The 20,452-nt window shown below is 40.9% G+C and carries 15 protein-coding genes, 1 tRNA gene and 1 pseudogene; 5 read left to right on the top strand and 12 right to left on the bottom strand.

Features of this window, described 5'->3' with window-relative positions:
* Positions 1 to 88: 88 nt before the first annotated feature.
* The 9 genes and pseudogenes from NMU02_RS04940 to NMU02_RS04900 all read right to left on the bottom strand — a co-directional run bounded on the left by NMU02_RS04940 (position 89) and on the right by NMU02_RS04900 (position 9,518).
* Positions 89 to 961, bottom strand: a complete 873-nt coding sequence (locus NMU02_RS04940; RefSeq protein WP_255026198.1) for a YitT family protein — start codon at positions 959 to 961, stop codon at positions 89 to 91.
* Between the two features lie 36 nt (positions 962 to 997).
* Positions 998 to 2,395 (bottom strand): basic secretory protein-like protein, encoded by a 1,398-nt coding sequence (locus NMU02_RS04935; RefSeq protein ID WP_255026197.1) that lies wholly within the window; start codon positions 2,393 to 2,395, stop codon positions 998 to 1,000.
* Positions 2,396 to 2,592: 197 nt separating this feature from the next.
* A tRNA-Glu gene (locus NMU02_RS04930) sits at positions 2,593 to 2,665 on the bottom strand.
* Positions 2,666 to 3,083: 418 nt separating this feature from the next.
* Positions 3,084 to 3,566 carry a copper resistance protein NlpE gene (locus NMU02_RS04925; protein WP_255026196.1) on the bottom strand — a complete coding sequence of 161 codons (483 nt, stop codon included), beginning with the start codon at positions 3,564 to 3,566 and terminating at the stop codon, positions 3,084 to 3,086.
* 447 nt (positions 3,567 to 4,013) lie between these two features.
* The gene (gene rplT / locus NMU02_RS04920; protein ID WP_255026195.1) at positions 4,014 to 4,364 is read right to left on the bottom strand and encodes a 50S ribosomal protein L20; all 351 of its coding nucleotides are present in this window, start codon (positions 4,362 to 4,364) and stop codon (positions 4,014 to 4,016) included.
* A gap of 112 nt (positions 4,365 to 4,476) precedes the next feature.
* Entirely contained in the window at positions 4,477 to 4,674 is a 198-nt protein-coding gene (rpmI, locus tag NMU02_RS04915) for a 50S ribosomal protein L35 (RefSeq protein ID WP_255026192.1), read from the bottom strand.
* A 55-nt stretch (positions 4,675 to 4,729) separates the two neighbouring features.
* Positions 4,730 to 5,227, bottom strand: a pseudogene (infC, locus tag NMU02_RS04910) (translation initiation factor IF-3); the annotation flags it as partial.
* 74 nt (positions 5,228 to 5,301) lie between these two features.
* A complete protein-coding gene (gene thrS / locus NMU02_RS04905; protein WP_255026217.1) occupies positions 5,302 to 7,242 on the bottom strand; it encodes a threonine--tRNA ligase in 1,941 nt (646 codons plus the stop codon).
* A gap of 167 nt (positions 7,243 to 7,409) precedes the next feature.
* Entirely contained in the window at positions 7,410 to 9,518 is a 2,109-nt protein-coding gene (locus NMU02_RS04900; protein ID WP_255026183.1) for a tetratricopeptide repeat protein, read from the bottom strand.
* Positions 9,519 to 9,756: 238 nt separating this feature from the next.
* Here NMU02_RS04900 and NMU02_RS04895 point away from each other — a divergent pair, with 238 nt between their 5' ends.
* Complete coding sequence (locus tag NMU02_RS04895) at positions 9,757 to 11,025, top strand: NAD(P)/FAD-dependent oxidoreductase (RefSeq protein ID WP_255026182.1); 1,269 nt, start codon at positions 9,757 to 9,759, stop codon at positions 11,023 to 11,025.
* A 7-nt stretch (positions 11,026 to 11,032) separates the two neighbouring features.
* Here NMU02_RS04895 and NMU02_RS04890 read toward each other — a convergent pair whose 3' ends face one another.
* Positions 11,033 to 11,914: an AraC family transcriptional regulator gene (locus NMU02_RS04890; protein ID WP_255026176.1), complete on the bottom strand. Its 882-nt coding sequence runs from the start codon at positions 11,912 to 11,914 to the stop codon at positions 11,033 to 11,035.
* 202 nt (positions 11,915 to 12,116) lie between these two features.
* Between NMU02_RS04890 and NMU02_RS04885 the strand changes: the two genes are divergently transcribed.
* Together NMU02_RS04885 and NMU02_RS04880 are read left to right on the top strand one after the other, a co-directional pair.
* Positions 12,117 to 12,752, top strand: a complete 636-nt coding sequence (locus NMU02_RS04885; RefSeq protein WP_255026175.1) for a cytidylate kinase-like family protein — start codon at positions 12,117 to 12,119, stop codon at positions 12,750 to 12,752.
* A 33-nt stretch (positions 12,753 to 12,785) separates the two neighbouring features.
* The gene (locus NMU02_RS04880; RefSeq protein WP_255026173.1) at positions 12,786 to 13,415 is read left to right on the top strand and encodes a DUF4923 family protein; all 630 of its coding nucleotides are present in this window, start codon (positions 12,786 to 12,788) and stop codon (positions 13,413 to 13,415) included.
* A 213-nt stretch (positions 13,416 to 13,628) separates the two neighbouring features.
* On the opposite strand, the gene NMU02_RS04875 is transcribed toward NMU02_RS04880, so the two are convergent.
* Positions 13,629 to 16,256, bottom strand: a complete 2,628-nt coding sequence (locus NMU02_RS04875) for a valine--tRNA ligase (RefSeq protein ID WP_255026215.1) — start codon at positions 16,254 to 16,256, stop codon at positions 13,629 to 13,631.
* A gap of 140 nt (positions 16,257 to 16,396) precedes the next feature.
* Between NMU02_RS04875 and NMU02_RS04870 the strand changes: the two genes are divergently transcribed.
* A complete protein-coding gene (locus NMU02_RS04870; protein ID WP_255026171.1) occupies positions 16,397 to 17,896 on the top strand; it encodes a glycoside hydrolase family 10-like protein in 1,500 nt (499 codons plus the stop codon).
* A gap of 56 nt (positions 17,897 to 17,952) precedes the next feature.
* A complete protein-coding gene (locus NMU02_RS04865) occupies positions 17,953 to 19,050 on the top strand; it encodes a DUF4468 domain-containing protein (RefSeq protein WP_255026169.1) in 1,098 nt (365 codons plus the stop codon).
* A 228-nt stretch (positions 19,051 to 19,278) separates the two neighbouring features.
* Here NMU02_RS04865 and NMU02_RS04860 read toward each other — a convergent pair whose 3' ends face one another.
* Positions 19,279 to 20,436, bottom strand: coding sequence for a TlpA disulfide reductase family protein (locus NMU02_RS04860; RefSeq protein WP_255026168.1), 1,158 nt, complete (start codon positions 20,434 to 20,436; stop codon positions 19,279 to 19,281).
* Between the last annotated feature and the right edge of the window lie 16 nt (positions 20,437 to 20,452).

Below are 20,452 nucleotides of genomic sequence, written 5' to 3'. Positions count from 1 at the left end.
TGAATGAAGAAAACCCTAAAAGTTTTATAAAACTTTTAGGGTTTTCTTCATTCATCAGACAAATTCTTATTTTTTAATCCTATGTTTTTTACTTCAACATTCTGAAACCATTTCCGTAAACACCTATTACCGATACCTGTGATATAAACGCGTTAGGATCTATATCTTTAATCAGGCGAAAAATCGCAACAGAGTCTCTTTTATTGGCTAACACCATGATAACTTTTAAATTATTTCCGGTATACCAGCCTTCACCATTAAGATAAGTAACCCCGCGATGCACATCGAGCGCAATGCGTTCGGCAATTTCATCATGTTTTTTAGATATAATGGTAAATTGTACCGACTGACGTGCACTGTTTACAATCATATCCAATACATAACTGATAATCACTAATGTGGAAAATCCGAATACGACCCGTCCCCAATCATGAAAAACAAAATAACAAGAAGATATGATCAGAATATCACACATCATAATCATACGGCCAAAAGATACATTAGCGTATTTATTAACGATCGCCGCAATAATATCGGTTCCTCCGGTACTGCCATTATGCGCAAAAGCGATTCCCAATCCGATACCACACAGTCCGGCACCAAGTACACACGCCATAAAAGGCTCGTCTCCTACCACCGACACACCACCTACAATACGCTGAAACCACCAAAGTAATGTAGACAGCATCGCGATCGCATATATCGTCTTCATACAGAATTTCCAACCCAAAAAACGAATTGCGAATACCATTAAAATAGCATTTATAATTAAATAGGTAACCTGCATTTCTATGCCTGTCGCATAATACACAATGGCTGCTATGCCCGGCACTCCCCCGGTTGTAATACCGTTAGGTAGTAAAAAGACCGTCCATCCTATGGCATAGGAGATAAGCCCCACAGTCACCATGACATAGTCTTTAATCTCCCTGAATACTTCTGTTTTTGTCGGTTTCTTCATTATTGAACAAATAGATGAGAAATTTACTACCTGTCTTTAATTTATTCCCATTTCAAGAGCTTCTTCTTTCACTTCACGTATATATTGATCCCATAGGTCCTGAACTTCATACTGTTCACCGAGAATCGATTTTACAGCTTTACTGAAAGACCAATTTTTGAGGTCGACACCAGTGCGGTTGAATTTGTGTACAAAATCTCCATCGAAATTACGCAGCCACATCAAGAAACATCCGGTAATACGATATCTCGAGAACCATTTTAAATCGCTCTTTTCTCCGGCTAATCCGGCTCTTACCCGATCCTCTTCGGTAAAACCGCCGGTCATAAAACGTACGGCATCGGCCATACCTTCAGTAAAAGCACCTTCTTCTCTATTATTTGCACGGCATCGGAATTGATAAGAATGGGTAAATTCATGCAGGAATATACCGATAATCTCATCTTCGAGCTTTTGGTATTCTCCCGGATGATCTTTCATAAATTTTTCGATATGCGTTACATTTATTTTCATCGTACAATTTCCCGAACCGTCACTACCCATATATGCCGGAGTCGAAGCCGGGAAATTATATTCTTTCGCCGGAATAACCGGACCAAGGATATTTCTCATCGTATATACTTTGGGGAAAGAATCCTGAGGCGTTTCATACAAAGCGTTCAAAACCCGATATACCACATTGGCAAAGAAAGAAGTAGGATCGTCTTTAATCAATTTACGATATATCGTTTCCCCTTCGGTATTCTTTGCCGTATCCATTACTTCGTATACGACAGTAGGAACATACACGCCCCCCCATATATCTTTAGGAGTCGCCACGGGCACATCTTTTAAAACTTTCGCAACCGAATAAAAAGTATCTACACATGCATCGGGACAATAAGCCGACCGTACCTCGAGAGCGTTTACCCGAGTTGCGATGGTTGTACGATCATAGGGTAAGCTCAGAACAGCCTTACGTCCTCTCATATTAGTGTAAGAAATAACAGCCCCTGCATAATCTGAAACCGGATTTCCCCAATTAAGAGTAAGTTCATTAATTTCTTTGTTATATATTGCCGATTTTAGATCTCTAACCGGAAGCGTTTTTTCATAATTATCTCCATAAACTGTCACTTCCCGGGTATATTTTACAGGTTTCCCGTTGTTATCTTTAAAAGACAAGGTCACTTTATGATCTTTTTCTTTTAAATTATCTATAGTAAATTCATTACCTGTATTTCTTTTTTGAGTTTCGTTTATATCGAATACATACTTTTTCCGGTCTACTTTAAGTTCGAACTGTGAAGAAGGTTCAAACGAAGGATCGATACGAACTACTAAACGATTACGACCACCCAAAACATCGATACCGCCAACCGGTACAGCCGAAGCAAAAGGGCATGCAAAAACCCCCGCAAGAAATAAAATTCCGAAACGTTTTGTATTTTTCATTTTATAAGCATTATATGTGATAAAAAATAATAATATTTTCGGTGTAAAGATACAAAAAGAACTTCTTTCAAGCAGAATAGAAATACACAAATCTTTTTTATTAGTAGTTTTATAAAATATACCCTCACAATCTTATTCTTCTTATGAATAAGAAAAAAAGTCAAAAAAAAGGCTCGAAACTTCGAACCTTCAACTTGTAGCGGATTCGGGAATCGAACCCGAGTCTCATCCGTGAGAGAGATGCGTGCTAGGCCACTACACTAAACCGCCATATACTTTTTACGGTGCAAATATATAATACTTATTTTTCATTGACAATACTTTTTTTGAAATTTATTCCAAACAAATATCATATATGCACTCTCCCTACTTTCAAGTAATAAAATATTACTGTTTCTCTAAAAAGCAAAAAACAAACAATAAAAAGATCATCATGTTACAGAAAAAAACATCCCTACTTAAAATGTTAATTTTTACACTTTAAATAGTTAACACAAACTCTTCATTTAACAAATCATGTTAATAACAGCGCATTTTTTTCATTAAATATTCGATCGATTTAAAAGTGATTCTTATATTTGAAACAGATTTTCATGGAATTAAGGTTTAGGTTAATTAAAAAAGAACAAAGAGGGTTGTCGTGATGACAACCCTCTTTGTTCTTAAAAATACAGCACGAAACTGATTCTTATTTCTTTTCTTTAAGTGTATAATTTAATTTCGATTGCGGTTTCTTCATATCTTGCCCTAACATGACAAGACTATCGTTAACAGCAAGGAAATTAATTTCATCTATCGAATCCCCTCTAAGCTGATAAATCGTCCCACCAGCATCGATAACCGGACCGTTTACAATTCCCCACTGCCCCTGTTGAACAAAAGTTTCGTCCTGACCATTTTCTCCGGCGCCGATATAAGTCATCGTCAGATGATAAATACTATCACCAGTACCTTGTTTAGGAGTATACAAATCAAGTTCGTAACGAATGCCTTCAGCATCAGCAGCCGGAAGTATACCCTCATAGGATTTCTTATTCGAATTTGCTGTATCGCCCATCGATACCGATTTTCCATTAACGGTCATTTCTTCGGAACTCGCCTTTTTATCGGCAGATTTACCTGCGCAAGAGCAGATAAACAAAGCAATAAATAAATACAATAACTTTTTCATACTATCTATCTGTTAGTTTTTAATGTGAAAACCCCAGCTGCCCGCAGGTATTCACCCACTTAAGCAACATACGAATAACGCACTTATAACAGCAAAAAACCGGATAAAGATTACTCTCTATCCGGTTTTTAAAGTATTTTAAAGAAAGTCGCATCGGAGGATGTGATGAAACTCCGAATAACAGGATTTGAGTGCCCCCCTCCTTTGTAATCCACTGTGCATATTTGCAACCCGAAGGTCGTGGCCCGCCATTGGAAGAGAAAGCTTGTCTCGGTATTTCATATTAATTGATGAGTTTCCCGATCAACTGCGATGCGACTTTTTGCTTTTCTCATTTCCTTATTACAAATATAAGGAATTAATATATAAAAGTCAAATATTTCATCAAAAAAATGAGGTTTTACATTTTGTAAAACCTCATTTTAAACATTATTTTAACTACAAATCTTATGCATTTTTCACTTTAGCAACAATTGCCTGAAAGGCTTCAGGATTATTCATTGCCAAATCGGCTAAAACCTTACGATTAATTTCAATACCCGATTTATGTAACGCACCCATCAACTTAGAATAAGACATTCCTTCGAGACGTGCGGCTGCATTAATACGCTGTATCCACAAGGCTCTGAAGTTACGTTTTTTAGCTTTACGGTCGCGATAAGCATAAGTAAGACCTTTTTCCCAAGTATTTTTAGCTACTGTCCAAACATTTTTTCTCGCACCAAAGTAGCCTTTAGTTAATTTTAAAATTTTCTTTCTTCTTGCTCTCGAAGCAACATGATTTACTGATCTTGGCATAGTTTTTCTTGTTTTGAATGTTAGCGTCATCGTCTTCGCGATGATCTTCAGGCTAAAACATTCGGTTAATAAAAATTTAAACTCGCTTTTTGTGATTTTAAATAAACGGCAATTATCTCATGCACAATAATTCTTTCACGTTCTTCACATCGGCAGATGATACGATCGTGAAATGCGTAAGATTGCGTTTTTGCTTTTTAGTTTTTTTCGTCAAAATGTGACTTTTAAAAGCATGTTTTCTTTTGATTTTTCCTGATCCGGTAAGGGCGAACCTCTTTTTGGCACCGGAATTAGTTTTCATCTTTGGCATTTTACTAAATTTTAATTATGTATTTAATTAATCGGGATGTCCCCGATCATATTTATTTCTTTTTCGGCGAAAGCATAATAATCATGCGCTTTCCTTCGAGAACGGGAAGTTGTTCTACTTTACCATAATCTTCGAGATCATTTGCAAAGCGAAGTAATAATACCTCCCCTTGTTCTTTAAACAGAATCGAACGGCCTTTAAAAAACACATAAGCTTTTACCTTTGCCCCTTCCTCGAGAAAGCCTTTGGCATGTTTCAATTTAAAATTATAGTCATGATCATCGGTTTGAGGTCCGAAACGTATCTCTTTAACAACGACCTTAGATGACTTCGCTTTTTGTTCTTTCAGCCTTTTTTTCTGTTGATAGAGGAATTTTTGATAATCGGTAATCCGGCAAACCGGAGGAGCGGCATTCGGAGAGATTTCTACCAAATCGAGTTCCATCTCTTCAGCTATACGCAAAGCATCCTGAATAGGATATATCCCCTGCTCTACATTATCGCCCACAAGACGTACCTCTTTTACTCTGATTCTCTCATTAATACGGTACATTTCTTTCGCCCCTTCATTTTTCTTTACGGGGAAATTCCTTTTAACTCCTAAAGTTTCTTTTTTCTCCATTCAAATTACCATTGGGTTATCATTTTTTCTACTTCCTCGGTTAAAATCCCGGCAAAGGTAGCAATTTTCATAGAACCTTTATCACCTTCGCCCTGTTTTCTTACAGAAACTTCACCATTTTCTGCTTCTTTTTCTCCTACGATGAGTAAATATGGGATTCTTTTCAGTTCATTATCCCTAATTTTACGTCCGATTTTTTCGTTTCGGTCATCTACGATCGTACGAATATCTCTCATTTCGAGTTCACGAGCAACCTCATGAGCGTAATCATTATATTTTTCACTGATTGGCATAACAACTACCTGTTCGGGGGTAAGCCACAAGGGGAATTTCCCGGCAGTATGTTCAATCAGTACAGCGACAAACCGTTCCATCGACCCGAAAGGTGCACGATGTATCATTACCGGACGATGCTTTTGATTATCACTTCCGGTATATTCCAATTCAAACCGTTCAGGAAGATTATAATCTACTTGTATAGTTCCCAACTGCCAACGGCGACCGATAGCATCTTTCACCATAAAGTCGAGTTTTGGTCCGTAAAAAGCAGCCTCGCCCAACTCAATACGGGCATTCAACCCTTTTTCCTGACAAGCTTCTACAATTGCTCGTTCTGCTTTTTCCCAATTTTCATCCGACCCGATATACTTTTCTCGATTGTTAGGGTCGCGCAACGAAATCTGAGCTTCGAAATTTTTAAAATCGAGTGCACCGAAAATAATAAAAATAATATCCATTACTTTCAGGAATTCGTCTTTCACTTGATCGGGACGACAGAAAATATGAGCATCATCTTGAGTAAAACCTCTAACTCTGGTAAGACCGTGCAATTCGCCGCTTTGTTCGTATCGATAAACGGTACCGAATTCGGCAAATCGCAAAGGCAAATCTTTATACGACCGGGGAAAAGCCTTATATATTTCACAGTGGTGAGGACAATTCATCGGTTTCAACAAAAATTCTTCTCCTTCTTCGGGAGTATGTATCGGCTGAAACGAATCTTTCCCATATTTGGCATAATGGCCAGAAGTGACATATAATATCTTATTACCGATATGCGGTGTTATAACCTGCTGGTATCCGAATCGTTTCTGAATACGACGTAAAAAATTCTCTAAGCGGTCACGCAGCATCGCCCCCTTAGGTAACCATAACGGAAGTCCCTGTCCTACGGCATGCGAAAAAGTAAACAATTCCAGTTCTTTACCTATTTTCCGATGATCGCGTTTCTTGGCTTCTTCGAGCAAAGCGAGATACTCATCGAGCATTTTTTTCTTGGGGAATGTAATAGCATATACCCGTGTCAACTGATGACGTTTTTCATCGCCTCTCCAATAAGCCCCCGCAAGCGACAATACTTTAGCGGCTTTAATAGGAGCTGTCGTGGGTAAATGCGGCCCCCGGCAAAGATCGGTGAAATTACCTTGCGTATAGGTAGAAATCGTTCCATCCTCGAGCTCGCTAATGAGTTCTACTTTATATTCTTCGCCTCTGTCTCCAAACATTTTCAGAGCATCGGCTTTCGAAATATCCTGTCTTACAATCGCCTCTTTTTTCGAAGCAAGTTCCAGCATTTTTGCTTCGATAACTGCAAAATCGCTTTCTTTAATCGGGGTTTCACCCAAATCTACATCGTAATAAAACCCGTTTTCGATAGCGGGTCCGATTCCGAATTTAACACCCGGATACAATTCTTGCAAGGCCTCTGCCAAAAGATGCGCCGACGAATGCCAAAACGCATGTTTTCCTTCAGGATCGTCCCATTTAAATAATTTTATTTCAGCGTCTTCGACAATCGGCCGGGTAAGATCCCAGGGTTTTCCGTCGATCGTTGCGGCCAAAACGTCCTGCGCTAAACGCGGACTTATACTTTCAGCAATTTGCAAAGGAGTCGTTCCTTTGTCAAATTCTTTTACCGATTTATCGGGAAAAGTTATTTTAATCATACTCATATTCTCCATACTTCCATGACCGCGTTGCTTTAAAACAGATAACTATTTACAATTGTTTTTGTTGCAACTCGTTCACTGCTATTTTTTCGGGTTCATTTATAGGGGTACAAATGTAATAATTTTTTTAATATCACATCCGGATTTTATCAAAAAGAAACATTTTAATCGCTTAACCTTTTTATTACGCTATAAGCCGAAACCACACCTAATTCTCCCGCCTTACTCAAGTCGGCGATACCTTTCTCGTTATCTCCGAGGTACACATATACCAATCCTCGGTTAAAATACGCGTCGGCAAAATCAGGACGAAGTCTGATCGCTTCGTTAAAATCATTCAATGCCGCTTTAAAATCTTTTTGGGTACATCTCACGTTGCCCCGATTAAAATAAGCATATTCAAAATTAGGATCGAGACTTATCACTTTATCGTAATCGCGTAAAATCATGTCATATTCAAGAGAACCCTGATCATCAGGTTTCGGCAAGTTACCGAAACGAATATCATTATTTTTATTCCGAGACGTAAATGCAGAACTATTTACACCGGTCACGGCCGGCATAGTCTCGTCATCCGAATTCTCTCCCGAGAGTTTATATTCCATTTGCCTGAACCGGATTGCTGCACGATTAAAATAAGCGAATATAAAATCACCATTCAAATTTATGACTCTGTTCAGATCGTCTAACGCGTTAGAATAATCCTGTACCAGCATAAAATCGAGAGACCGGGCGAAATATGGGATCGGATTCTCCGGATTCGCCTCTATCTGCTTAGAATATTCATCTATTGAAGCAAAATGTTTCTTTATCTGAATCGTATCGATCGATACGTCGTCATTCGATATCAATAATTTCTCAGGCAGCAACCCCGCCCGGTTAAATGCTTCGAGTTCTTTTGAATAACGGGAACTCTGACGCAATTCGCTATCGTTTTCATAATAAGTAAATAAGAAAGCGGGTTCCATTTCTATACGGGCATTCCGATCTTGTATACGCCCTCTGATTTCACTTTTATATTTACTTTTGACTTCAAAATCATCGGAAACAAGCAAACGGTCGAATTTATTGATGTTCTTATCCGACTCTTTCCTCACTTTATCATCGCCATTATCATCATTATCCACTTTATCCGATACGGCATTTCCCAGCGGATCGACAAGTTTATCGCTATTCTTGCGCTGGTCGTATATCGCCATAGCTTTTTTAAAGTCTTTCTCACCACCCGCCATATCTTTCATTTTCCGCTTTGCCTCCGAACGGGCATAATAACCATCGGCAAAATCGGGATATTGCTCGAGCACTTTGTCGAAATCACGTATAGCCGCTTTATTATTTCCTATCTGAAAATATAGAATCGCCCGGTTATACAGGGCAAAAAAGTTATCGGGCTCTCTCGATAAAACAAACGAGAAATCATCGATCGCCTTATTCCTATCGCCCACCTGCATACGTAATAATCCCCGATTATAGTGAGCCATTATATTTCCGGGATCAATTTCCACTACATGGCTATAATCGGCCATAGTCCCCATTAAATCATCGAGATAATACCGTATAATACCGCGATTAAGATAATAAGAGGTCATATTGGGGTCTAATTTCAACGCATAGTTCATGTCTTCCAGAGCTTCTTCATATTGCTTTTTGTATTGAAATTTTATGATCGCCCTTTGTGCATAAGCGTACGACTGGTATTTATCTATCGAAATCGCCTTATCTATATCAGAGATAGCCTTTAACGTATCTTTCTTCTCGAGCCAGAATTGCGACCGGCTCAAATAAGCATTGTAATCAGAAGGATAAAGCTTTATCAATTTATCGAAAGTCTTTTCAGCATCGTCATAGTCTTTCAACTGTACTTGAGCAATCGCTTTATTTCCAAGAAAAGTACGGTCTTCGGGTGCATATCTCAGACCCACATTATAGTCCTCTATAGCTCCTGCATAATCTCCTAAATTCTGACGTGCAATGCCTCTTACCTGATACGCACCGGTAATAAAAGGGTTTCGTTCGATACTCCGATTACAGTCCTCCTCGGCCCCTTTGTAATCTTCGAGGCTGAGTTTGGCAACCGCTCTGAAAAAATAAGGTTCTGCCAGATACGGTTTTACATCAATAACCTGATTAAAATATTGTATCGATAATATATAATCTTCGAAATACAACGCATTACGACCAATGTTCAGTACTCTTTCGGTATAAATCTGTGCCCGCAATCCACAAGTAAACAACAAAACGAAGATATTAATAAATAATATTCTTTTGGACATAATTCAATTCGGTAAAAATATCCGGATTCTTTTTTGTTAACCTACAAATGTATATAAATTATCTATTATTCACAGAAACCATATTTATATTTTATAGATTTTCTTTCTTGTTAAACGATTTTTCCGGACAATTAAATGTATTTTTGCACAAAGTTATTTGTCAATACCCTGAGAAAGCACGGCAAAACAAACTTATATATATGTAATTATGTTTTAACGTATATAAATCGGAAATAAAATGTTGACAATAAGCAAAGACAAGCAGCGAATCGTAATTATCGGCGGTGGGTTCGCCGGGATGAATCTCATTAGCAATCTCGATAGCGAAATTTATAATATAATTCTTGTAGATCGCAATAATTATCACGCTTTTCCGCCGTTATTTTATCAAGTAGCTTCTGCCGGACTCGAGCCGGCGTCGGTATGTTTCCCTTTCAGACAGGAATTACGTAAAAGGAAAAATCTACAGCTATGGATGGGCGAATTCCTGCGGGTAGATACCGACAACAAAATCGTCGAAACTTCAACAGGTAATATCAGTTACGATTTTCTCATTATAGCCACAGGCACTACATCGAACTTTTTCGGCAACAACCAGCTCGAAGATAAAGTGTACACGTTGAAGTCAACCACCGACGCCATCGCCATCCGCAATCAGGTCTTATGGGCTCTCGAGAGGGCATCCACGTGCAATGACGCCGAACAACGCAAACACATGCTTTGTTTTGTTGTTATCGGCGGAGGACCTACCGGTGTAGAAGTAGCCGGCGCACTGGGAGAAATGAAAAAATACATTTTAGCCCGGGAATATCCCGATATTATCAAAAGCGAAGTACGTGTTGTTCTTGTAGAAGGCAGCGACCGCCTGCTGCGCACAATGAGTAACGAATCTTCTATAAAATCTCTGCAATATCTCCGTCAACTCGAAGTAGAAGTCAAACTCAACCTCATACTCTCATCTTATAACGGAACCGAATTAACATTCAACAACGGGAACCAACTGGTTTGCGATACGGTAATCTGGACAGCCGGTGTAACCGGAGAACCCGCACCGGGGATTCCTCAAGAATCGGTAAACAAAGCCGGTCGCATCATTACCGACGAATACAATCGAATAAAAGATATCGATAACGTATTCGCAATCGGAGACGTTTGTTATATGGAGACACCGGCATTCCCGCACGGACACCCGCAACTGGCACAGGTAGCGATACAACAAGCTCGCAACCTCGCCTCTAACCTCAACAAAAGAATCGATCCGAAACCCTTCCGATACAATGACAAAGGAAGCATGGCAACTATAGGCCGAAACCGGGCTGTCGCCGACATCGCTAAAATGCATTTTTACGGTCGACCGGCTTGGATGATTTGGATGGGAGTGCATTTAATTTCCCTTATGGGAATGAAAAACAAGATTTTTACATTTATAAACTGGATGTGGTATTACTTCACCTATACAACAGCGTTACGTCTGCTCATACGTCCGCCAAAACGCAAAAACAAGTAAAGTGAAATTACTCTGTACGGTATTCGTTAGGAGTCATTCCGGTATATCGTTTAAAATATTTGCCGAAAAATGACTGGTTGGCAAAATTCAGCTTCTGCGATATCTGCTGTATCGTAAGGTTAGAGGTTTTAAGTAAAACCTTTGCCTGTAAGATTACATAAGAAGTAATCCATTCCCCGGCAGTTTCCCCGCTGACGTCTTTCATAACGACCGACAAATGTTTTGGAGAAATATACAACCGGTCGGCATAATAAGAAACATCTCTGTGCCGGTCGTATTCTTCTATAACAAGGCGGGTAAATTCCCTCGCTATTTCCACCCGGCGGCTGTTAGGTATCTGCAAACCTTCTTTTCGTTTGGCGTAACAGTCGTTTATCTCGAAGGCAAGAGCCTGCGCCAGATAATACACGATCTCCGAAGAGCTGTTTTTAGGATTCTTTACTTTTTTCTTCAACATCGAATAATATTCGGTCAGGGTAGCCACTTCTTCATCGTTAAGATGTATCTGCGGATTTTCCATGATATAGAAAAACAACGGCAGCAATTTCTTTATATCTACCTGAAAACTATCTAAAAAACGACGAGATATAACAATAAAACAAGCTTTAAAGTCGGGAGATTGATATATGAATTGCCAAAGCGTATCGGGCATCAACACAAAAAGGTCGTTTTGACTAATTACATAACGAGACTGATTCAGTTCTATCTCGAATGTTCCTTTAAGACAAAGAACAAACATGATTACCTCATTTTTTAAAGGATGACCGATAGCATATTTATCAGGAGTTTGTTCAAAAACCGACAATTCATCATTGAAAGAATCTACTTGCATATTTTCTTTAATCACCGAAATATTTATCACCGGAAAAGAAACATCTTTCATCTTCATATTATATAGTTTTATGGCAAATATAATGATTAGTAATAAAATATCGATATTATATCCATATTGTCATTCTATCAATCCAGCGCATTTTCGTGTGCTCGAAAGATATATTTTATCTCTATTTTTAAACCATTTCTCTGTTTATTCCGATTAAACTTTGTAAGTTTGCATATCAAAAAAACTATTTATAGTTAGTTATTAAAAGATGAAACAGAATCTTGTAATCACGATCGGACGACAATTCGGAAGCGGTGGTCGAGAAGTCGGAAAACGACTGGCAGAACTCTTCGGGATAGATTATTTCGACAAAGAATTGATTAATGAAGCTGCAAAAGAAAGCGGTTTGAGTCCCGAGTTTTTTGAAAAAGCCGATGAAAAAGCTCCCCGGTCGTTACGAAATTTTTTCACAGTGGTATGGACTCCTTTCGGGTCGTCATTCGGTAGCGACGGGTCACTCAATAACGAAACCATTTTTAAATATCAGTCAGACGTAATCATAAACATTACCAATACGAAACCTTGCGTTATCGTAGGCCGATGCGCCGATTATATTTTAAGAAACTGCCCGTCCTGTGTAAGTGTTTTCATACACGCTCCACTCAAAAACCGGATAGACCGTATTATTTCGAGATCGGGAGAGGACATGACTCCGGAAGAAGCGGCAGAACTGGCTGAAAAAAAGAATAAAATGAGACAAAACTATTACAATTTCTTTACCGATAAAGAATGGGGAGCCGCAGCTTCATACGATCTGTCGATCGACTCTTCGATCCTCGGATGCGAGGGAACCGCTCTGTTTGTAAAAGATTTTATCGAAAAGAAATTCAATGGTAAGATATAATCTCATATATATTTTAAATTATCACATCGGATCATGAAAAAGAAAATTTTCAGTATTCTTGTCATAATAGCGTGCTTTACGGCCAACAGTTATGCTCAAAATCAAAAAGAGGCGTTAAAAAACTTGTTCGGAAATGCTGTAGAGAATGTAGTGAATAAAGTCACCGACAAAATAACAAACTTATCATACGAAAGTCTCGAAGGTACCTGGATGTATGCCAATCCCGCTTGTGAATTCGAAAGCGAAAACGTACTGAAAGAAGCCGGGGCGGAAATTATCGCTTCTCAAATAGAGAGCAAACTGAAGACAATCTACGATAAAGCAGGCATAAGCTCTTCTTCCTTCGGTTATACCTTTGCCAATGACAGTACATTCAGTACCCTCTATAAATCCCGCAAACTCAACGGTTCTTTTACCATCGATGAAAAAGAAAAAACAATAAATATGAACTATCAGTTGGCCGGGTTAATAAATATCGGGAAATCCGATGCCAAAGTAATTCAATCCCAGAACAAAATTATATTGTTATTCGATGCCGGTAAACTGGTAAAATTAATCAATACGATCTCATTAGCCAGTAAAAATACGACAGTTAAAACTGTAAACTCAATTTTAAACAGCTACGAAGGCGTTCTTATCGGATTCGAATTGATAAAGAAATAAACAATCATTATCCATTATCAAAACTCTCCTTGGTCATCCCGGGGCTATGCCCTGTCATTTCTGAATCCCTTCTGTGTCATCCTGAGTGATAACGAAAGATCTCCTGATGCCCGGAAAAAAGAGAACACCCCCGCTCTGTAAACACCTTTCCTTCTCCTGTTTCGCTCTCGCTCAACAGGAGAAGGAAAGGACAAAACAAGTAAAAAACAATCGTTATTTCTTCAAAATAGCGATACCTTCTTCCAGTGATTTAATTTTACTCTCGGCATCCGCCTGTTTCTTTCTTTCATTCTCAACCACCTGCGCCGGAGCATTATTTACAAAACGCTCGTTAGCAAGTTTGGCTTTTACCGATTTCAAAAATCCCTGTAAATATTTAAGTTCGTCTTCCAGTTTTTTCAACTCGGTTTCTACATCTATATTGTTACCGAGTGGAACAGCATATTCGGTAGTTCCTACCAAAAACGAAGCTGCAGTAGCCTCTTTTTCACTTACCGTTTCTATCGCCGACAAATTGGCCAGTTTTACGATTACAGCATCGTTTCCGCTATCATGTTTACCGACTACCTGTAAAATAAGCGGCTCTTTATTAGGAATATTTTTCTGTAAACGAATAGTACGTACTCCCGAAATAATTTCCTTCGTTTTTTCAAAATCCGTTATCAATTGCCCATCGACCGGTTTTACCTCAGGAACAAGAGCGACCATGATACTTTCCCCCTCTTTACGCGGAGAGATATGTTGCCACAGCTCTTCGGTTATAAAAGGCATAAACGGATGCAACAGCCTCAATAAGGCATCGAAGAAACGGAGCGTCTCTTCATACGTTTCTTTATCGATCGGTTGTTGATACCCCGGTTTCACCATTTCGAGATACCAAGATGAAAATTCGTCCCAAAAAAGTTTATAAACAGCCATCAGAGCCTCAGAAAGACGATATTTTCCAAACAGATCGGCCACCTCTTCCGCTGTCCGGCTCAACATCGCGTCGAACCAGCGTACAGCCGTAGCGGCCGACTCGGGTTGCTGCAATGAAGAATCTACCGTCCAACCTTTTACCAAGCGGAAAGCGTTCCATATTTTATTATTAAAATTACGTCCCTGCTCGCACAAGGCATCATCAAAAAGAATATCGTTACCGGCAGGAGCCGACAACATCATCCCCATACGCACGCCATCGGCGCCGTACTTATCGATCAGCTCGAGCGGATCGGGAGAATTACCCAGCGATTTCGACATCTTCCGGCCCAGTTTATCTCTCACGATACCGGTAAAATATACATTTTTAAACGGCTTATCTTTTTCATATTCATAACCGGCCATAATCATACGGGCCACCCAGAAGAAAATAATATCGGGTCCCGTTACCAAGTCGCTGGTAGGATAATAATAACGCATCTCTTCATTTCCGGGATTATTTATCCCGTCAAACAAAGAAATAGGCCATAACCAGGAAGAAAACCAGGTATCGAGGCAATCTTCATCCTGGCGCAAATCGCTTAACTGCAAATCCTTGTTTCCGGTCTTTTCCCGAGCGGCTTTCACAGCATCCTCGTCGTTTACCGCCACGACGTAACCGCCTCCGGGCAGATAATAAGCCGGTATACGGTGTCCCCACCAAAGCTGGCGTGAAATACACCAGTCTTTGATATTTTCCATCCAGTATTTATAGGTATTCTTATATTTAGCGGGAAAGAACCGTATATCGTCGTTCACCACAGCTTCGAGAGCAGGCTTAGCAAGATCGCTCATTTTCAGGAACCACTGCATCGAAAGTTTCGGTTCGATCACCACATTGGTTCGTTCCGAGTAACCGACTTTATTGTTATAATCCTCGATCTTTTCCATCAGTCCGGCCTTTTCGAGATCCTCCGCAATCTGCTTACGCACATCGAAGCGATCCATTCCCACATATAATCCACCCGCTTCGCTGATCGTCCCGTTATCGTTAAATACGTCGATTGTCGGCAGATTATATTTTTCACCCAGCATATAATCGTTTACATCATGAGCGGGAGTTACTTTAAGACAGCCCGTACCGAATTCGATATCTACATAATCGTCCATAATAATCGGCACGGCACGGTTCACCAGCGGAACGATTACTTTTTTACCTTTCAGAAAACCGTAACGCTCATCGTTCGGATTCACGCATACGGCGCTATCCCCGAGTATCGTTTCGGGACGTGTCGTAGCCACAACGATATATTTCCCCTCCCCGCCTTCTATCCGGTAACGCAGATAATACAGTTTGCTGTGTTCCTCCTTATATACGACTTCTTCGTCCGAGAGAGCCGTCAAGGCTTTCGGATCCCAGTTCACCATACGCACTCCGCGGTAAATCATACCTTTATTATAGAGGTCGGCAAAAACTTTCAAAACGCTTTCCGAACGTTTCTCGTCCATGGTAAAAGCGGTACGGTCCCAATCGCAGGAAGCGCCCAGTTTACGTAACTGTTTCAAAATAATTCCGCCATGGGTATCGGTCCACTCCCAAGCATGTTTCAAAAATTCGTCTCGGGTAAGGTCTGTTTTCTTAATCCCTTCCGAAGCCAGCTTATTCACCACTTTCGCCTCGGTAGCGATAGAAGCATGGTCGGTACCCGGTACCCAGCACGCATTTTTTCCTGTCATGCGGGCCCTACGCACCAAAATATCCTGTATCGTATTGTTCAGCATATGTCCCATGTGCAGAACTCCGGTCACATTCGGAGGCGGTATCACGACCGTATAAGGTTCGCGTCCATCGGGTTTCGATTTAAAATATCCGTTTTTCAGCCAATAGGCATACCATTTTTCCTCTACCTCGGCAGGGTTATACTTCGAAGCGATTTCTTCCATAGAGTATTTTTCTAATTTATTTCTTACGGCATTATAAAAAGTGACACAAAAGTACAAAATATTCATCAGAGAATGAGCGAATGATATAAATTTCACGATAAGTTTTTTTACTTTTGCCTGCAATTCCAAATTTTTACCTGATGAAACGGACAATCTTTTTTATCACCCTGCTTATTTTTTGCTTCAACGCATATGTATTCCCCCAACAGGCTCCCAAACGAGAATTCCGAGGCGCGTGGATACAAACGGTCTTCCAGCCTCAGTATCAGAAAATGGACCGTGACCGGATGCAACGTTATTTTATCGATATGCTCGACAAATTGCAGAAAACGGGAATCAACGCGGTCATTTTTCAGGTACGTCCCATGGCCGACGCTTTTTACCCTTCAGATCTCGAACCTTGGAGCCGTTTCCTTACCGGACAGCAAGGCAAGGCTCCTTCCCCCTTTTGGGATCCGATGAAATTTCTCATCGACGAATGCCACGCCCGTAATATGGAATTTCACGCGTGGCTGAATCCTTACCGGGTAGCCAGTCAGGCGACAGAGCCGCTGGCCGTAACCCACATCGCCCACAAGCACCCCGAATGGCTTGTTCAATATGGCAAACAACTGGTATTCGACCCCGGTTTACCCGGTCCCCGCGAGTTTATCTGCGATGTGGTTAAAGATATCGTAAAAAGGTACGATGTAGATGCCATACACATGGACGATTATTTTTATCCCTACCCCGTCAACGGTATGCCTTTCCCCGACGACGCCAGTTATGCGAAGTACGGGAAAGGAACAGATCGGAATACATGGAGAAGAAATAATGTAAACATCCTCATCGAAGAACTGAACAAAAGCATAAAACACATAAAGCCCTGGGTGCGGTTCGGCATCAGTCCTTTCGGTATTTACCGGAATGCCAAAAGCGATCCGGACGGCAGCGATACCAACGGCCTGCAAAATTACGACGATCTGTATGCCGACGTACTGTTATGGACCCGTATGGGATGGATCGATTACCTGCTTCCACAATTATATTGGGAGATAGGCCACAAGGCAGCCTGTTCGGAAAAACTGATATATTGGTGGAACCGGCATGCCAACGGTCGTCATTTATACATCGGGCAAGATGTAAAACGTACCCTAAACGCACCCGATTACAGCGAAAGCGGTACGCAGCTCGAACGGAAAATGCAACTGAACCGCAGTTTCGAAAACATTTCGGGAATCTGTTTCTGGCCGGCTTCCGAGCTTATCGATAATTATGGAAACATAGATACCTATCTTCAAGATAAATATTTTACGACACCGGCACTTATCCCGGCCTATACCCGTATCAGCGATAAAACGCCCAAAGAAGTACGCCGGTTAAAAGCCCGCTGGACATCGCAGGGATACGTTCTCGAGTGGAAACGGCCGAGAGGACGCCGCAACAAAATACAATATCCCGTATATTACTGCATATACCGTTTCAGAAAAGACGAGCCGGTAAACCTCTCCGATCCGTCTCATATACAGGCGATCACGCGCGATACCGGTTATAAATTACCCTATCTCAAAGGCAACGACTCCTGGGTATATATCGTAACCTCTGTCGATCGTATTCATAACGAAAGTAAAAAAGGGAAAAAGAAAGTAGTCAGGCTGTAAAGCAAAACCAAAACTTATTATCTTTAGGCGCAGAATATCATTAATAAAAAATGACTATGAAAAATAAGAATTCTCACAACGGCACGGTGCCGTATATCAAATTACTATTGCTTCTACTGGCATTTTCTCCGGTTTTAGCGGCGGCGCAAAAACAAGAAAAAGATATGAGCCGGTATATGGCCGGAGCGGTACCTGTAAAAAACGGGATGATTGTTTTCTCGAAAACTTTCGAAGTACCGGGTGCTACCGAAAAACAAATTTATGACGAAGTTCTCAAATGGGCTCAAAACAGGTTCAGTACACCCGAGAATAACGAAGATGTAAATATACAACGGGTTATACAGTTCGCCAATCCGCAAGAAGGCAAAATCGTCGCCCAAGCGATGGAGTATATCGTATTCAGCAAAAAAATACTATACATCGACCGCACTACGGTAAAATACCTCGCTATCATCACCTGCAAACCAGGGCAATGTACAATGGAAATAACCAACATCAGCTATATTTACGACCAGCCCAACGTGCTGAATAAATATAAAGCAGAAGACTGGATTACCGATAAAAAAGCGATCCGGAAAGATAAATTATGGGCTATCCCGGGCAAATTCCGGGTAGGAACCATCGATTTCGTAGATTCTCTTTTCAATGAATTACAAACCGTACTCGGTATAAAACCAGACGCAGAAAAAGAAAAGAATGTAAATAAAAAGCCGGTACTTCTCGATTTGAAAGGGTACAAAGCGATATCTCCCCGGAATATACCGGCTGCGATCTCCCGCAAAATGGGTGAAGACGCGATGATCATTTCTACAGGAGAAAGTAATCGGGCCGAATACGTTACCGGAAACTGGGGCGGTTTAGGGGAAATACTGAATTCCGTTGTTACTTATTGTAACATCTCTCCCACTCTCGGCATCAATGCCCGGATGAAAGAAAACGGAACCTATACCTTATCTTTCTATGATAAAAAAGACGTTGCCGAAGCGATTGTATCCGGTACCGAAGGCAGCATAAACAAGACGGTTTTGCCATCGGGCAACATCTCGCCCGAAGGAGCTTCGGTTATTATCGAATGCCGTAAACTCGCCGTGCAACCGCAAAACGACACCGAATTATTTATCGGGGAAATTATAAATATCTGGATAAAAGAATAAAGATGGCAATGCCATCTTTATTCTTTTATTGAATGTCATTTTCTTTGGATGCCTCCTGTTTACCGAAGACGAAAGCTTATTTGTCATCCTGAGTGTCAACGAAGGATTCCCGGATAACATTCCCCCGGCTCAGATGCCATTCCCCCCCCTGTTAAGGGCACCGCTCTCGACAGGGGGGGAAAGGCATGGTAAACAAAAGTATTTTTCAAGAGGTTAGCCAGAGTTTTTTTATTTCTCTAACAACTCATCCAGTTTCTTGTAAAATTCGGGCCTTTCTCCGATGATCTTCGATACGATTACCCCGTTGCCGTCGAGAATATATTTCGTCGGATACCCTTCGATACCGTAAACGATACTCAAATCGGTAGCGGCATCGGTATCGTTATTGCGAACCTGTATCCACGGCATCTCATATTTCCCGAGCGCTTCTCTCCATTTCTCGTCGTTATCACGGCAAGCGATGCTGACGAACTCTACCTTTCCTTTATATTTGTCGTAGTACTTCTTCATATCGGGAATTCCTTTGATACAATAACCGCACCAGCTTCCCCAGAAGTCGAGCACGGCATATTTTCCTTTCAGCGACGAAAGGGTAAAGTCCTCACCTTTATCAGTCTTTAATGTAAAATCGGGAGCAACTGTCCCTTCCGTCACTTGATTTTTAGCTTCCTGCGCCATATGATAACGTTCGATTTGTTCATTATAATAATCGAGCATCGGTTTCAACGCAGAATTTTTCACGTCTTCACTTAACAAAGCATAATATTTAATCGTTGTATCCATCGGCATACCTGCAAGATAATAACCAGCGGCAAGGTTATCGAGGTGAGTACGGATATAATCGAGTTTCCCCTCCCGTATTTTATCATATACCTCGCGCCGCTGCGCCGCTACCGAATCGAATGGTACCCGGCCTTCATGCAGCAGCATTTCTATCGAGTCGGCCGTATGCTGCTCGTACCGCCAGGGCGAAGAGATCCGGCTCAACTCTTCGGCCAGCGGAGCCCCGCTCAGTTTATAATCGAACCACGTAGCATTCAACGTCCCCTCCAACTTCACTTTTTCACCGGGCAGCAACACAAACTCAGCGACTTTCGCTCCGGGGATATAGCCGCCGCCTTCACGGGAAACGACAGCCTCTTTCGGAATGATAAACAATTTCACAGCCCCCGTAGCGGCCGGATCAAACGCGAATTTCCCATCTACGGCAACGATCGTATCACTGAATCTGTCCTGCAAATCTTTCCCGTATTTATCGAGATCCACCCTCATCACCAGCAACGTATCGTTAGTAAGCCCTTTCACCTCTCCCGTTACCGTCTTTTTCTGTTCACAGGAAGAAAAAAAGAGCAACAACGCAACGCCGAACAAACAAATTCTTCTCATAATAGATTTCAATAAA

The organism is Coprobacter tertius, from assembly GCF_024330105.1.
Lineage (GTDB): Bacteria > Bacteroidota > Bacteroidia > Bacteroidales > Coprobacteraceae > Coprobacter > Coprobacter tertius.
Note: the sequence above shows the minus strand (reverse complement) of the source record. Positions and strands in the feature narration are given on the sequence as shown.

What these genes read in the sequence shown, in the direction of transcription:
- NMU02_RS04940 (WP_255026198.1), bottom strand. Translation starts at nt 961, where the DNA reads ATGAAGAAACCGACAAAAACAGAAGTATTCAGGGAGATTAAAGACTAT.
- NMU02_RS04935 (WP_255026197.1), bottom strand. Translation starts at nt 2,395, where the DNA reads ATGAAAAATACAAAACGTTTCGGAATTTTATTTCTTGCGGGGGTTTTT.
- NMU02_RS04925 (WP_255026196.1), bottom strand. Translation starts at nt 3,566, where the DNA reads ATGAAAAAGTTATTGTATTTATTTATTGCTTTGTTTATCTGCTCTTGC.
- rplT (WP_255026195.1), bottom strand. Translation starts at nt 4,364, where the DNA reads ATGCCAAGATCAGTAAATCATGTTGCTTCGAGAGCAAGAAGAAAGAAA.
- rpmI (WP_255026192.1), bottom strand. Translation starts at nt 4,674, where the DNA reads ATGCCAAAGATGAAAACTAATTCCGGTGCCAAAAAGAGGTTCGCCCTT.
- thrS (WP_255026217.1), bottom strand. Translation starts at nt 7,242, where the DNA reads ATGATTAAAATAACTTTTCCCGATAAATCGGTAAAAGAATTTGACAAA.
- NMU02_RS04900 (WP_255026183.1), bottom strand. Translation starts at nt 9,518, where the DNA reads ATGTCCAAAAGAATATTATTTATTAATATCTTCGTTTTGTTGTTTACT.
- NMU02_RS04895 (WP_255026182.1), top strand. Translation starts at nt 9,757, where the DNA reads ATGTTGACAATAAGCAAAGACAAGCAGCGAATCGTAATTATCGGCGGT.
- NMU02_RS04890 (WP_255026176.1), bottom strand. Translation starts at nt 11,914, where the DNA reads ATGAAGATGAAAGATGTTTCTTTTCCGGTGATAAATATTTCGGTGATT.
- NMU02_RS04885 (WP_255026175.1), top strand. Translation starts at nt 12,117, where the DNA reads ATGAAACAGAATCTTGTAATCACGATCGGACGACAATTCGGAAGCGGT.
- NMU02_RS04880 (WP_255026173.1), top strand. Translation starts at nt 12,786, where the DNA reads ATGAAAAAGAAAATTTTCAGTATTCTTGTCATAATAGCGTGCTTTACG.
- NMU02_RS04875 (WP_255026215.1), bottom strand. Translation starts at nt 16,256, where the DNA reads ATGGAAGAAATCGCTTCGAAGTATAACCCTGCCGAGGTAGAGGAAAAA.
- NMU02_RS04870 (WP_255026171.1), top strand. Translation starts at nt 16,397, where the DNA reads ATGAAACGGACAATCTTTTTTATCACCCTGCTTATTTTTTGCTTCAAC.
- NMU02_RS04865 (WP_255026169.1), top strand. Translation starts at nt 17,953, where the DNA reads ATGAAAAATAAGAATTCTCACAACGGCACGGTGCCGTATATCAAATTA.
- NMU02_RS04860 (WP_255026168.1), bottom strand. Translation starts at nt 20,436, where the DNA reads ATGAGAAGAATTTGTTTGTTCGGCGTTGCGTTGTTGCTCTTTTTTTCT.